At 60.0% G+C, this 12,168-nt stretch carries 12 protein-coding genes; all 12 read right to left on the reverse strand.

The window, feature by feature from the left end; all coding sequences use genetic code 11:
- Positions 1 to 75 precede the first annotated feature (75 nt).
- The 12 genes from lpdA to ASG68_RS22995 all read right to left on the reverse strand — a co-directional run bounded on the left by lpdA (position 76) and on the right by ASG68_RS22995 (position 12,163).
- The gene (gene lpdA, locus ASG68_RS22940; protein ID WP_062610202.1) at positions 76 to 1,521 is read right to left on the reverse strand and encodes a dihydrolipoyl dehydrogenase; all 1,446 of its coding nucleotides are present in this window, start codon (positions 1,519 to 1,521) and stop codon (positions 76 to 78) included.
- Positions 1,522 to 1,643: 122 nt separating this feature from the next.
- The gene (locus tag ASG68_RS22945; RefSeq protein ID WP_062585509.1) at positions 1,644 to 2,225 is read right to left on the reverse strand and encodes a GNAT family N-acetyltransferase; all 582 of its coding nucleotides are present in this window, start codon (positions 2,223 to 2,225) and stop codon (positions 1,644 to 1,646) included.
- On the reverse strand, positions 2,225 to 2,863 hold the full coding sequence (locus tag ASG68_RS22950; RefSeq protein WP_062585501.1) for an SGNH/GDSL hydrolase family protein: 639 nt from the start codon (positions 2,861 to 2,863) through the stop codon (positions 2,225 to 2,227). The genes ASG68_RS22945 and ASG68_RS22950 overlap by 1 nt, the downstream gene beginning before the upstream one ends.
- Positions 2,864 to 2,867: 4 nt before the next feature.
- Positions 2,868 to 3,344, reverse strand: coding sequence for a hypothetical protein (locus ASG68_RS22955; RefSeq protein ID WP_062585498.1), 477 nt, complete (start codon positions 3,342 to 3,344; stop codon positions 2,868 to 2,870).
- A gap of 59 nt (positions 3,345 to 3,403) precedes the next feature.
- On the reverse strand, positions 3,404 to 4,741 hold the full coding sequence (locus tag ASG68_RS22960) for a pyruvate dehydrogenase complex dihydrolipoamide acetyltransferase (protein ID WP_062585496.1): 1,338 nt from the start codon (positions 4,739 to 4,741) through the stop codon (positions 3,404 to 3,406).
- 16 nt (positions 4,742 to 4,757) lie between these two features.
- The gene (locus tag ASG68_RS22965) at positions 4,758 to 6,140 is read right to left on the reverse strand and encodes a pyruvate dehydrogenase complex E1 component subunit beta (protein WP_062585493.1); all 1,383 of its coding nucleotides are present in this window, start codon (positions 6,138 to 6,140) and stop codon (positions 4,758 to 4,760) included.
- Between the two features lie 350 nt (positions 6,141 to 6,490).
- Positions 6,491 to 7,537: a pyruvate dehydrogenase (acetyl-transferring) E1 component subunit alpha gene (pdhA, locus tag ASG68_RS22970; RefSeq protein ID WP_062585491.1), complete on the reverse strand. Its 1,047-nt coding sequence runs from the start codon at positions 7,535 to 7,537 to the stop codon at positions 6,491 to 6,493.
- 148 nt (positions 7,538 to 7,685) lie between these two features.
- Positions 7,686 to 7,994 carry an FtsB family cell division protein gene (locus ASG68_RS22975; RefSeq protein ID WP_062585489.1) on the reverse strand — a complete coding sequence of 103 codons (309 nt, stop codon included), beginning with the start codon at positions 7,992 to 7,994 and terminating at the stop codon, positions 7,686 to 7,688.
- 135 nt (positions 7,995 to 8,129) lie between these two features.
- On the reverse strand, positions 8,130 to 9,404 hold the full coding sequence (gene eno / locus ASG68_RS22980) for a phosphopyruvate hydratase (protein WP_062585486.1): 1,275 nt from the start codon (positions 9,402 to 9,404) through the stop codon (positions 8,130 to 8,132).
- A gap of 133 nt (positions 9,405 to 9,537) precedes the next feature.
- A complete protein-coding gene (kdsA, locus tag ASG68_RS22985; protein ID WP_200943232.1) occupies positions 9,538 to 10,380 on the reverse strand; it encodes a 3-deoxy-8-phosphooctulonate synthase in 843 nt (280 codons plus the stop codon).
- Positions 10,380 to 11,273 (reverse strand): VOC family protein, encoded by an 894-nt coding sequence (locus ASG68_RS22990; protein WP_062585482.1) that lies wholly within the window; start codon positions 11,271 to 11,273, stop codon positions 10,380 to 10,382. Before ASG68_RS22990 ends, kdsA begins: the two co-directional genes overlap by 1 nt.
- A gap of 149 nt (positions 11,274 to 11,422) precedes the next feature.
- Positions 11,423 to 12,163, reverse strand: coding sequence for an SDR family oxidoreductase (locus tag ASG68_RS22995; protein ID WP_062585479.1), 741 nt, complete (start codon positions 12,161 to 12,163; stop codon positions 11,423 to 11,425).
- Positions 12,164 to 12,168: the final 5 nt, after the last annotated feature.

Consider the following 12,168-nt stretch of genomic DNA (forward strand, 5'->3'; position numbering starts at 1 on the left):
AGAGAAAGCGATTTCAACATTTTAGCCAAAGGTTAAGTGTTAGAAATCGCAAGTGAGGGGATAACGCTTACCACTTTAGGCGTTCAGCGCACGCCCATAGGCATCGAGCACCGATTCCTTCAGCGTTTCCGAAATCGTCGGATGCGGGAAGATCGTGTGCATCAGGTCTTCCTCGGTCGTTTCGAGGTTCATCGCGACGACGAAGCCCTGGATCAGTTCGGTGACTTCAGCACCGACCAGATGCGCACCGAGCAGTTCGCCGGTCTTCTTGTCAAAGATGGTCTTGACCAGGCCCTGGTCTTCACCGAGCGCGATGGCCTTGCCGTTGGCGACGAAGGGGAAGCGGCCGACGCGGATGTCGCGGCCTTCGGCCTTCGCCTTGGCTTCCGTCAAACCGACGGAGGCGACCTGCGGGTTGCAATAGGTGCAGCCCGGAATCTTCAGCTTGTCCATCGGGTGAACATTCGGCAGGCCGGCGATCTTTTCGACGCAGATGACTGCCTCGTGCTCGGCCTTGTGGGCCAGCATCGGCGGTCCGGCAACGTCACCGATGGCGTAAACGCCGGCGACATTGGTCTTGCCGTAACCGTCGATGACGATGCAGCCGCGATCCGTCTTGACGCCCAGCGTTTCAAGGCCGAGGTTCTCGATATTGCCCTGCACGCCGACGGCCGAAATCATCCGGTCGGCCGTGATCTTCTCGATTGAACCGTCCTTCTTCTCGACATGGGCGGTCACCGAGTTGGCAGCCTTCTCGACCGTCGTCACCTTGGCTTCCAGGATGATCTTCATGCCCTGCTTGTCGAACTGTTTCTTGGCGAAGGTGGAGATTTCCGCATCCTCGACCGGCATGACCTGGCTCATCACCTCCACGACGGTGACCTCGACGCCGAGCGTGCGGTAGAACGAAGCAAACTCGATGCCGATGGCGCCGGAGCCCATGACCAGCAGCGACTTCGGCAGCGAATCCGGGTTCATCGCCTCGAAATAGGTCCAGATCAGCTTGCCATCCGGCTCGATGCCTGGCAACGCGCGCGGACGGGCGCCGGTCGCAACGATGATATGCTTGGCCGTGTAGGTGCCCTCGCCCAGCGTGTTCTTCGGCAGCGGCGCCTGCGGCTGGACGATCGTCTTGGTGGTCTTGGCGATGACAATCTCGTTCGGCTTGGTGAGCTTTGCCTCGCCCCAGATGATATCAACCTTGTTCTTCTTCATCAGGAAGCCGACGCCGCCGTTCATGCGCTCGGCAATGCCGCGCGAGCGCTTGACGATCGCTGCGAGGTCCGCCGTGATCTTGCCTTCCAGCGTCAGGCCGTAATTCTTGGCGTGCTCGGCCAGATGCAGCACTTCGGCGGAGCGCAGCAGTGCCTTGGTCGGAATGCAGCCCCAGTTGGAGCAGATGCCGGCCAGATGCTCGCGCTCGACCACGGCAGTCTTGAGACCCAACTGGGCCGCGCGGATCGCAGCGATATAGCCGCCGGGACCGGAGCCGATAACGATGACGTCGTAGGAATTTGCCATTCTGTTTCCTGCCTCTTCCTTAAAGCGTGTCGCGATCCTTCAGATTCGCTCTCACGCTTCAGCTTCTTGTTTTATCGCATGTCGTTGCCGCAAAACCGCTGCACGCTTTTGCGCGACATGTTTTAGCTCATGTTCCGGGCCAGCAAGACCCATTCATGCCTTTTGCTATCCTCAAAGAGCGGTACGGCCGGTAGCCTCGCCTTCTCTGCAAATCCGCTGGCCGCATAAAGCGACAGCGCCGTTTCATTGTGGCTCTCGGTGATCAGGCTGACCCGCCCGCCCCGCGCCTTCACCATTTCCAGCGCCAGCAGCGCCTGCCCGATGCCCTTGCGGCGATGATGCCGGTAGACACAGAGACTGTCGATGAACCGGCTGCCGATCACCTCGACCTGCAGGTCCAGGAGCGGCTTGATTACCGGATGGGCCGGCACCATGTCGCGCACGCTTTCGTCCAGTTCGTAGCCGATCGACGCACCGGCAATCTCACCATTCCATTCCGCAACCGTAGCGTCCTTCCAGGCGCCCGGCTCGTCGTCCATCAGCATGCGCGCCCGACCCTGTTCAAGCGCCGTATCCGCCTCGCCGCGCATCACCGCTCCGTACCAGAGCCATGTCGCGAAACCGTGGGACGCCAGATCGACCAGAATGGCCAAATCCGCCGCATCCCGAGGCTCCGCGGCCCGCAGCGACAGGGCAGTCGTCATTACAGCCCGAGCATCATGCGGACCATCGGTTCGAGGCCACGTCCGATCGCACGGGTATTTTCCGCATCCAGATGCACGCCGTCGAGCGGTGTCGTCTGCGCCACCGAGCCCGCATCGAAGAAGCCGCAGCCCTTTTCATCGGCGAGATCCGCATAAAGCGAAGCCAACATCGAGGATTGTTCGACGCCGCCGGCAAACATTGCCGCAAATGCCGCATTCGCCGTCTCGCAGATAGCCGGCGGCGCGACGATCAGGATCTCCGGCTTTTCGTCATCGAACGACCATGCATGATGCGTGACCAACTCGATCAGCCGCTCCATGCCCTGCATCGCACCGAACGCCGTGCCGCACAGAACCGGCTTCATATCGTTGGCGCCAAGCATGATGATCACCAGATCGAGCGGGCCATGGCTGTGCAGAACGGTCGGCAGGATGCGCGCACCGTTGCGATCGCAATCGGCGGTATGATCGTCATAGACCGTCGTGCGGCCATTCAGCCCTTCGGCGATAACCTGTACGCCATCGCCCAGCGCCGCCTGCAGAACCGACGGCCAGCGGTCTTCGAGCGCGTGACGACCGAGCGAACCGGCATCATAGCCCCAAGTCAGACTGTCGCCGTAGCAGAGGACTGTTTTCATACGATCAATCCTGTCCCAACAACCGGTCTACATCGGCAAGACTATTCAAATCCTGCGGCAAATCTGTCTTCATTCGCGTCGCCTTGAGGAGACCATAAGGGTCGCCATCGCGGACGTCGCGAATGCCAGCCTCGATCAGGTCAAAGCCGTCGCACATCTTCAGGTCTTGAGACGTACCGATATCCGCGCCCTTGAACGAAAGACACAGCGAACCCTTGCCGTCTTCACCATTGCCGGCTGTCCAGACGACCGGTACGACCTTGTCTCGAAGCGCTGCCGACCAGACGACACCGGTGCCGTCAGGTCGGAGATATTCGAGCTGCGGAATCCGGTCGCTGTCGTTGCGATACAAAAACGTCCTGTCCGTCATCTGCTCGACACGCTGGGCAACGTCCTCGTTCAGATCATCGGCCTGCGATGAAGCCGCGAACAACAGGGAAAATCCGGCAACCACTGCCGCGATACCGAAGCGTCGCGACATTGGTGTTTTTTCAGCTGCTTTTGCCACCCTGCAGGACATTGTCGGACGCCTTCTTACCGTCAGACCAGCATACCCATCGGGTTTTCGATGTAGCGCTTGAAGGCGCCGAGCAGTTCGGCACCGAGCGCGCCATCGACGGCACGGTGGTCGGTCGAGAGGGTCACGGTCATCACATTGGCGACAACCATCTGGCCCTTCTTGACGACGACGCGTTCCTCGCCTGCACCGATCGCCAGGATCGTCGCATGCGGCGGGTTGACGACGGCGGCGAAGTTCTTGACGCCCATCATGCCCATATTTGAAACCGCCGTCGTGCCGCCCTGATATTCCTCGGGCTTCAGCTTGCGGCCCTTGGCGCGGGCGCCGAGGTCCTTCATCTCGTTGGAGATGGCCGAGAGGCTCTTGGTTTCAGCCGAGCGAATGATCGGGGTGATCAGGCCGCCAGGGATCGAGACGGCAACGCCGACATCGGCGTGCTTGTGCTTGACCATGTTCGAGTCTGTCCACGACACGTTGGCGTCCGGAACGTCACGCAACGCCAGCGCCAGCGCCTTGATGACCATGTCGTTGACCGAAAGCTTATAGACGGGCTTGCCGTCCTTTTCCGGTGCGGACGAATTGATCTGGGCACGCAGAGCCAACAGCGCATCCAGCTCGCAATCCACGGAGACGTAGAAGTGCGGAATGGTCTGCTTGCTCTCCTGCAGGCGCTTGGCGATGGTCTTGCGCATACCGTCATGCGGCACGAGCTCGTAGGAACCGTCGGCGAAGTTCTTGAGGATCGCCTCGTCTGACTGTCCCTTTGCGGCAGCCGGAGCCGTTGCTGCGGCAGCAGTCGGTGCAGCAGCGGCAGCCGGAGCAGCCTTGGCGCCACCACCGGCGACAGCCTTCTCGATATCACTCTTGACGACGCGGCCATGCGGACCGGTGCCGGCGACCGCAGACAGATCGATCCCAGCTTCCTTCGCAAGACGGCGGGCCAACGGCGACGAGAACGGCCGCGCACCCGACGATGCCGCAGCCGGAGTTGCAGTCTGTGCAGCAGGTGCCGGCGCAGCGGCCTCTGCCTTTGCAGGGGCAGCCTCAGCCTTTGCCGGCTCCGCCTTGGCAGCGGGTGCAGCGCCACCACCGGCGGCGGCTGCCGAAACATCCTCGCCGTCGGCGGCGAGAATGGCGATCAAGGCATTCACCTTAACCGCTTCTGTTCCAGCCGGAACGACGATCTTCGCAACGGTACCCTCGTCGACTGATTCGACTTCCATCGTCGCCTTGTCAGTTTCGATCTCGCAGAGAACGTCGCCGGACTTGACCTTGTCGCCTTCCTTGACCAGCCACTTGGCAAGGTTTCCCTCTTCCATCGTGGGCGAAAGGGCCGGCATGGTGATGTTGATAGGCATCTCTTCACCCTCCCCTTTACTTGTAGCAGACGGTCTTCACCGCCTGGACGACTTCAGCGACACTTGGCAGAGCCAGCTTTTCAAGGTTGGCGGCATACGGCATCGGCACGTCCTTGCCGGCGATCGTCAGGACCGGCGCATCGAGATAGTCGAAGGCCTGCTGCATGACGCGGGTGGCGATTTCGGTGCCGATCGAGTTCTGGGGATAGCCTTCTTCGACCGTGACGAGACGGCCCGTCTTCTTGACGGATTCGATGACGGTCGGCAGGTCCATCGGACGCAGCGTGCGAAGATCGATCAGTTCGGCGTCGATACCTTCCTTTTCTAATTCGGCGACAGCCTTGACCGCATAGGTCATGCCGATGCCGAAGGAGACGATGGTGACGTCGTTGCCCTTGCGGTGAATGCGCGCCTTGCCGATCGGCAGGACGAAATCGTCCATCTTCGGCACATCGAACGACTGACCGTAAAGGATTTCGTTTTCAAGGAAGACGACCGGATTCGGATCGCGGATCGCCGCCTTCAGCAGACCCTTGGCGTCGGCTGCCGTATAGGGCATGACGACCTTGAGGCCCGGAATCTGGCTGTACCAGGTGGCGTAATCCTGGCTGTGCTGCGCGCCGACGCGGGCAGCCGCACCGTTGGGACCACGAAACACGATCGGAGCGCCCATCTGACCGCCGGACATATAGAGCGTCTTGGCGGCGGAGTTGATGATCTGGTCGATCGCCTGCATGGCGAAGTTGAAGGTCATGAACTCGATGATCGGCTTCAGGCCCGACATCGCAGCACCGACGCCGACGCCGGCAAAGCCGTGTTCGGTGATCGGCGTATCGATGACGCGGCGTGCGCCGAATTCCTGCAGCAACCCTTGGGTGATCTTGTAGGCGCCCTGGTATTCGGCAACTTCCTCGCCCATGACGAAGACGTCGGGATCGCGGCGCATTTCTTCGGCCATCGCATCGCGAAGTGCTTCGCGAACGGTGGTCGAAACCATTTCGGTACCGGCCGGAATATCCGGATCGGACGGGATGTCGGCCTTCGGCTGGGCTGCGACGGGAGCCGCCGCTTCGGACTTGACAGGTGCTGCTTCCGCCTTTGCCGGCTCGGCGGCAGGTGCAGCAGCCTTCGGCGCGGCAATATCGCTGGCGCTCTCGCCGTCCTGCAACAGCACGGCGATCGCCGTGTTGACCTTGACGTTCTCGGTGCCGGCAGCAATCAGGATTTTGCCGATCACACCTTCATCAACGGCTTCCACTTCCATGGTCGCCTTGTCGGTTTCGATTTCGGCGATCACGTCGCCGGAAGTGACCTTGTCACCCTCGTTTTTCAGCCATTTGGAGAGAGTGCCCTCCTCCATCGTCGGCGACAGGGCCGGCATCAGAATTTCTATTGGCATCGTTTCCTCACCCAAAATTTAACTATTGAGCCGCAGCTTTCGGCCAAACCATCAATATGACGAACAGAACTATCGTGGATAGTTGTAGAGCCAAGACGACACGGGCAGTTTTATTGCCTGCTGATGCGTGTCGAAATAGCTCACCCCAAGCCGTAAAATTCGATACCTGACCAAACCAAAGCCTGGCGCGACCTTCTTCGACGGCTTTTCTACCCAGATGCTGTCCGTACAGCACGCCTGGAACGATCAGAAGGAGTGCGACAATCCAAAACTGCTTGAGCCATCCGACCGGTAGTCGGGGCAAGCTGTCCCAAGCAGTCTGGAAGACACCCATTCTGCGAACCCCAACCTTAGAGCAGAATGTCGGTGTAGAGCTCGGATACATCCGGCTCCGGATCCGACTGTGCAAAATCGGCGCTGTCAGCAACGATGTCGCGGACGTCCTTGTCGACGGCCTTGAGATCGTCCTCGGTCGCCCAGCCCTTCTCGATGAGACGAGCCTTCACCTGCTCGATCGGGTCATATTCCGAGCGCATCTTCTGCACTTCGTCCTTGGAACGGTATTTCGCCGGATCGGACATCGAATGGCCGCGGTAGCGATAGGTCAGCATTTCGAGGATGATCGGACCCTTGCCGGAACGGCAATGCTCGAGCGCCTCGTCGGCTGCGGCCTTGACGGCACGCACATCCATGCCATCGACCTGCATGCCGGGAATGCCGAAGCCCGAACCGCGCAGCGAGTAGTTCGACTGCGCCGTTGCGCGGGCAGTCGACGTGCCCATGGCGTAGCGGTTGTTCTCGATGATGTAGACGATCGGCAGCTTCCAGAGAGCGGCCATGTTGAAGCTCTCGTAGACCTGTCCCTGGTTGGCCGCGCCATCGCCGAAATAGGCGACGGAAACGCTGTCGTTACCACGATAGGCATTGGCAAAGGCGAGACCGGTGCCGAGCGATACCTGCGCACCGACGATGCCGTGGCCGCCGTAGAAGTGCTTTTCCTTGGAGAACATGTGCATCGAACCGCCTTTCCCGTGGGAATAGCCGTTCCGGCGGCCGGTCAGTTCGGCCATGACACCGCGGGCTTCCATACCGCAGGCCAGCATGTGACCATGGTCACGATAAGCGGTGATAACCTGGTCGCCTTCCTTCTGCGCCATCTGCATGCCGACGACGACAGCTTCCTGGCCGATGTAAAGGTGACAGAAGCCGCCTATGAAGCCCATCCCGTAAAGCTGGCCCGCCTTCTCTTCGAAGCGGCGGATCAGAAGCATTTCACGGTAGGCCTTCAAATCCTGATCGCGATCGAACTCAGCGATATTGGAGCCGGTGAATTCCTTCTTGGCGGGCTTTGCCGCTGTTTTGCGGCTGGAAACGGACGCGGTTTTTCGCGGAGCCATTCAATCCTCCCTATGGTTGGCTTTTGCAGGTACCATAGGCAAAGAATGCGATCACAGCAATGCCATATTTGCATGGCTTATATTCCGGTTAAATATATGAAATTTAATCGGAAATTTGAATTAACCTGCTTTCGGTTAATATGGCAAATTAATGAAAAATCACGATTTCGTCGCCGCGCGACATATTCAGGCCGAAGCGGGCTTTTTCATCCAGCATGTCGCGTTCAAGCGAGCCGTCACTCAGGAGCGCGACTTCCCTTTCCAGCGTCTGGCGCTGCGTCGTCAACTCGTCAAGGCGAGCCTGACGCACGATTCGCTGGCGATCGAACTTCTCGGTTGCCTTGAGGCCATATTCGCCATGAACGGAATGATAGCCGAAATAGGAGAGGAAAGCGATGGCGATGAGCGGCATGACAAACCGCCCCAGCTTCCGTTTCTTATGGTGTTTGGTCCACATCGATCATGCCCTGATACGCAATACCTGAACACGCTAGCAGCCATAGATTAACCGACCGTTGACCATAAACGCCGGCCACGAAAAACCCGCGCCTGTTGCCAGACGCGGGTTCGTTCATTTCAGGGATGGGCCGGATCAGCCGCGCAGGATCGAACGGCCTGCATACTTGGCCTGCGGGCCGAGCTGCTCCTCGATGCGGATCAGTTGGTTATACTTGGCGGTACGGTCGGAGCGGGCCAGCGAGCCGGTCTTGATCTGTCCGCAGTTGGTGGCAACAGCGAGATCGGCAATGGTCGAATCCTCGGTCTCGCCCGAACGGTGCGACATGACGGCGGAGTAACGAGCCTTGTGCGCGGTCTCGACAGCATCGAGCGTTTCCGACAGCGAACCGATCTGGTTGACCTTAACGAGGATCGAGTTGGCGACGCCCATCTTGATACCGTCGCGCAGGCGCGAGGAATTGGTAACGAACAGATCGTCACCGACCAGCTGCGTCTTGCCGCCGATCTTGTCGGTCAGGTACTTCCAGCCTTCCCAGTCATCTTCAGCCATGCCGTCTTCGATCGAGAAGATCGGGTACTTGGCAGCGAGTTCGGCGAGGTAATCGGCCATTGCTTCCGGCTCGAGCGTACGGCCTTCGCCTTCCAGATGGTACTTGCCGTTCTTGAAGAATTCGGTCGAGGCGCAGTCGAGCGCGATGTGCATGTCGTCGCCCGGCTTGTATCCGGCCTTTTCGATCGACTTCATGATGAAGTCGAGGGCGGCCGGCGCCGAAGCGAGACCCGGGGCAAAACCGCCTTCATCGCCAACGTTGGTGTTGTGGCCATCGGCGGCCAGCTGCTTCTTCAGCGTGTGGAACACTTCAGAACCCATGCGAACGGCGTCACGCAGGGTGTCTGCGCCAACCGGCACGATCATGAATTCCTGGAAGTCGATCGGATTGTCGGCATGCGCGCCGCCGTTGATGATGTTCATCATCGGAACCGGCAGCAGGCGGGCGTTCGGGCCGCCGACATAACGATAAAGCGGCAGGCCGGAAGCTTCGGCGGCTGCCTTGGCAACGGCCAGCGAGACGCCGAGGATGGCGTTGGCGCCGAGGCGCGACTTGTTCGCCGTGCCGTCCAGTTCGATCATCGTTGCGTCGATGTGCAGCTGGTCTTCGGCGTCCATGCCGCCGATCGCTTCGAACAGTTCGCCGTTGACGGCTTCGACTGCCTTTTCGACACCCTTGCCAAGGTAACGCTTGCCACCATCACGCAGTTCGACGGCTTCATGCGCGCCAGTGGAAGCACCCGACGGAACGGCTGCGCGGCCAAAGCTGCCGTCTTCGAGATGAACGTCGACTTCGACCGTCGGGTTGCCCCGGCTATCGAGAATTTCACGGCCGATGATGTCGATGATTGCAGTCATGGTCTCTTCCCTGCTTCAAACATAGTGGTGGAGGATGGTCCTGTCATAATTCATGGACCGGAAATTACAATGGCAGGTCCGGGCAATTGCGGTCCGCACCCGTACCTTCAAGAAAAATTCACAAACGCCGGCTTCAGCGCTTTGCCACGGCGTCGAAGGCCAGCAGCGTTTCCAGAAGGCGCGGCATGTCCTTCAGGTGAACCATGTTCGGGCCATCGGACGGCGCATTGTCGGGATCCTCATGCGTCTCGATGAAGACGCCGGCGACGCCGACGGCAACGGCGGCACGCGCCAGCGTTTCGACGAATTCACGCTGTCCACCCGAGGAACCGCCCTGCCCGCCCGGCTGCTGAACCGAATGGGTCGCATCGAAGACAACAGGCGCACCGAGGCTCGCCATGATCGGCAGCGAGCGCATGTCGGACACCAGCGTGTTGTAACCGAAGGAAGCGCCGCGCTCGCAGAGCAGGACGTTCGGGTTGCCGCTCTCGGTAAACTTGGCCAGCACGTTCTTCATGTCCCAAGGGGCGAGGAACTGGCCCTTCTTGACGTTGATGACCCGGTCCGTCTTAGCGGCGGCGATCAACAGGTCGGTCTGGCGGCTGAGAAATGCCGGAATCTGCAGAATGTCGACGGTCGGGGCGACAAGGCCGCACTGCTCTTCCGTGTGGATGTCGGTCAGGACCGGGAAGCCATATTCCTTCTTGAGATCGGCAAAGATTTCCATCGCCTTGTCCAGGCCGATGCCGCGCTTGCCGGAGAGCGAAGTGCGGTTGGCCTTGTCGAAGGACGACTTGTAGACGAGGCCGAGGCCGAGCGACTTGCAGAGCTCGACCATCGTGCCGGCGATCATGAAGGCATGATCACGGCTCTCCATCTGGCAGGGGCCGGCGATCAGCGACAGCTTCTGTGTGTTGGAAAACACGACCTGGTTCGCACCGCTGCCGGCAACGACATTTGCATTGGTCTGCATGATTATTCTCCGAATACGAAAATGACGCCCTGCCCCGGAGCCTCCGGAACAACAAGGCGATTGTCTTTTCTGATGGTGGAAACCGCGTTTGCGGCAAGAAGGCGTCCGGTCGCTTCGAGATCGGCAACCTTGAAGACCACCGCCTGCCCGACCAGACCACGCGAATTGCCGGTCGCCTTGCGGTCGTAAAAGCCGGACATTCCAGCCTGATTCAGGACGGAAATCTTGACGCCGTTGCGTGTGTCGATGTCCATGCCGAACGAATGGGCCGAGACCTGCGGCTCATCGACCGCTTCCTGCAATAGATACTGGAAATCGGTGGGGTTCGGCTCGGACAGAACCACTTCCGCCATGCCGACGACACCGTTGGCATGGGTTTCAAGTGCCGAGCGGTCGGCCGGCAGCGATTTCAGCCGCTGACAGGTAAAAAAGAAGAAATCCGGCGAGCGCAGATCGGCGGCGAAAGACAACCGAAAACTGCCGACGCCCTCGGAACCATCAGGCAATTTCATCGGGCGGGAGAATTCCAGCATGTCGCCACCGGAAATGCCCTTTTCGCGAAACCGCTCATGATCAACCGCAGCGTCGCTGGTGCTGAGCACGACCGCCGAGAAACCATCCTGGCCATTGCGGAAGCGATAGGCTTGATCACGGGCGACAAAAACGTTGCCGTCAAGCGCCGCTGCCTCGCAATCCTCGCGCTGGGCAATGCCCAGAGGCTCCAGATAGGTCTTGTCGGCGAGGAAGATACAGGCGTTTTCCGTTCCGAAGGGATGAAGCGCATCGGCTGCGACGGTAAAACCAAGCTGTTCGTAGCGGTGTCTGGCCGTCGCCAGATCAATGACCGGCAGAACCAGATGGTCGAGCAGACGCGGGTGGCGGGAGGCAGCGCTCATGAATTTCCCTGAAACTGTTCGTTGGCAGGTGCTTTGCCTTTTTTGGCCGACGATATCAAGGAAATGTTGAACTGGAGGCCCTGCCGAGCCATCAGGCAGAAAAACGCAACAGGGCCCGGCGATGAACGCCGGGCCTTGTGGAAGATCGGTCAAAGATTGCTCATGCCACCATCGATCACCAGTTCGCTGCCGACAGTATAGGCCGACTCATCCGAACCGAGGAAAACTACCGCCTTAGCAATTTCACTCGGGTAACCGAAACGGCCGACCGGGACCTTTGCGGCCGCCATGGCATCGGTATCCGCCGCTGACATGCCAAGCTTGCCATAGAGCGGCGTTGCGACCGGGCCGGGGCTGACGGCGTTGACGCGAATGCCGCGGCCGATCAGTTCGCCCGACAGGGTCTTCGCAAAGGACAGCAGCGCAGCCTTCGTCAGCGCGTAGATACTGGTGTTCGGCATACCGATATGCGCGTTGATCGAAGTGTTGAGCACGATGGAAGCCGGATTGGCGAACAGGGGCAGCAGTGCCTGGATAAGGAAGAACGGGCCTTTGACATTGATCGCGACCGACCGGTCGAACGCATCTTCATCCACCTGCTCGATCGGGCGGAAATCTGCGACACCGGCATTGACGAACAGGATATCGAGATGCCCGAACGCCTTGCCGACCGTTTCGGCGATGGCCTTCTGGCCGGCGATATCGCCGGCATCGGCCTGGATGAAGAGGGCTGAATCGCCCAGTTCGCCGCGCGCAGCCTCGATCGTCTTCGGGTTGGTGCCGGTGACGGCGACCTTGGCGCCCTCGGCGATGAACTGGCGGGCTGTTTCAAGACCGATGCCGCTGGTGCCGCCGGTGATCAGGGCTGTCTTGTTCTGCAGACGTGACATGATGA

Origin of the sequence: Rhizobium sp. Leaf453, from assembly GCF_001425605.1 — a bacterium.
Lineage (GTDB): Bacteria > Pseudomonadota > Alphaproteobacteria > Rhizobiales > Rhizobiaceae > Pararhizobium.

Bases quoted from the DNA above. Each gene is read 5' to 3' on its own strand.
- lpdA (WP_062610202.1), bottom strand. From the start codon at position 1,521: ATGGCAAATTCCTACGACGTCATCGTTATCGGCTCCGGTCCCGGCGGC.
- ASG68_RS22955 (WP_062585498.1), bottom strand. From the start codon at position 3,344: ATGTCGCGACGCTTCGGTATCGCGGCAGTGGTTGCCGGATTTTCCCTG.
- ASG68_RS22990 (WP_062585482.1), bottom strand. From the start codon at position 11,273: ATGAGCGCTGCCTCCCGCCACCCGCGTCTGCTCGACCATCTGGTTCTG.
- pdhA (WP_062585491.1), bottom strand. From the start codon at position 7,537: ATGGCTCCGCGAAAAACCGCGTCCGTTTCCAGCCGCAAAACAGCGGCA.
- ASG68_RS22960 (WP_062585496.1), bottom strand. From the start codon at position 4,741: ATGCCTATCAACATCACCATGCCGGCCCTTTCGCCCACGATGGAAGAG.
- ASG68_RS22965 (WP_062585493.1), bottom strand. From the start codon at position 6,140: ATGCCAATAGAAATTCTGATGCCGGCCCTGTCGCCGACGATGGAGGAG.
- eno (WP_062585486.1), bottom strand. From the start codon at position 9,404: ATGACTGCAATCATCGACATCATCGGCCGTGAAATTCTCGATAGCCGG.
- ASG68_RS22975 (WP_062585489.1), bottom strand. From the start codon at position 7,994: ATGTGGACCAAACACCATAAGAAACGGAAGCTGGGGCGGTTTGTCATG.
- ASG68_RS22950 (WP_062585501.1), bottom strand. From the start codon at position 2,863: ATGAAAACAGTCCTCTGCTACGGCGACAGTCTGACTTGGGGCTATGAT.
- ASG68_RS22995 (WP_062585479.1), bottom strand. From the start codon at position 12,163: ATGTCACGTCTGCAGAACAAGACAGCCCTGATCACCGGCGGCACCAGC.
- ASG68_RS22945 (WP_062585509.1), bottom strand. From the start codon at position 2,225: ATGACGACTGCCCTGTCGCTGCGGGCCGCGGAGCCTCGGGATGCGGCG.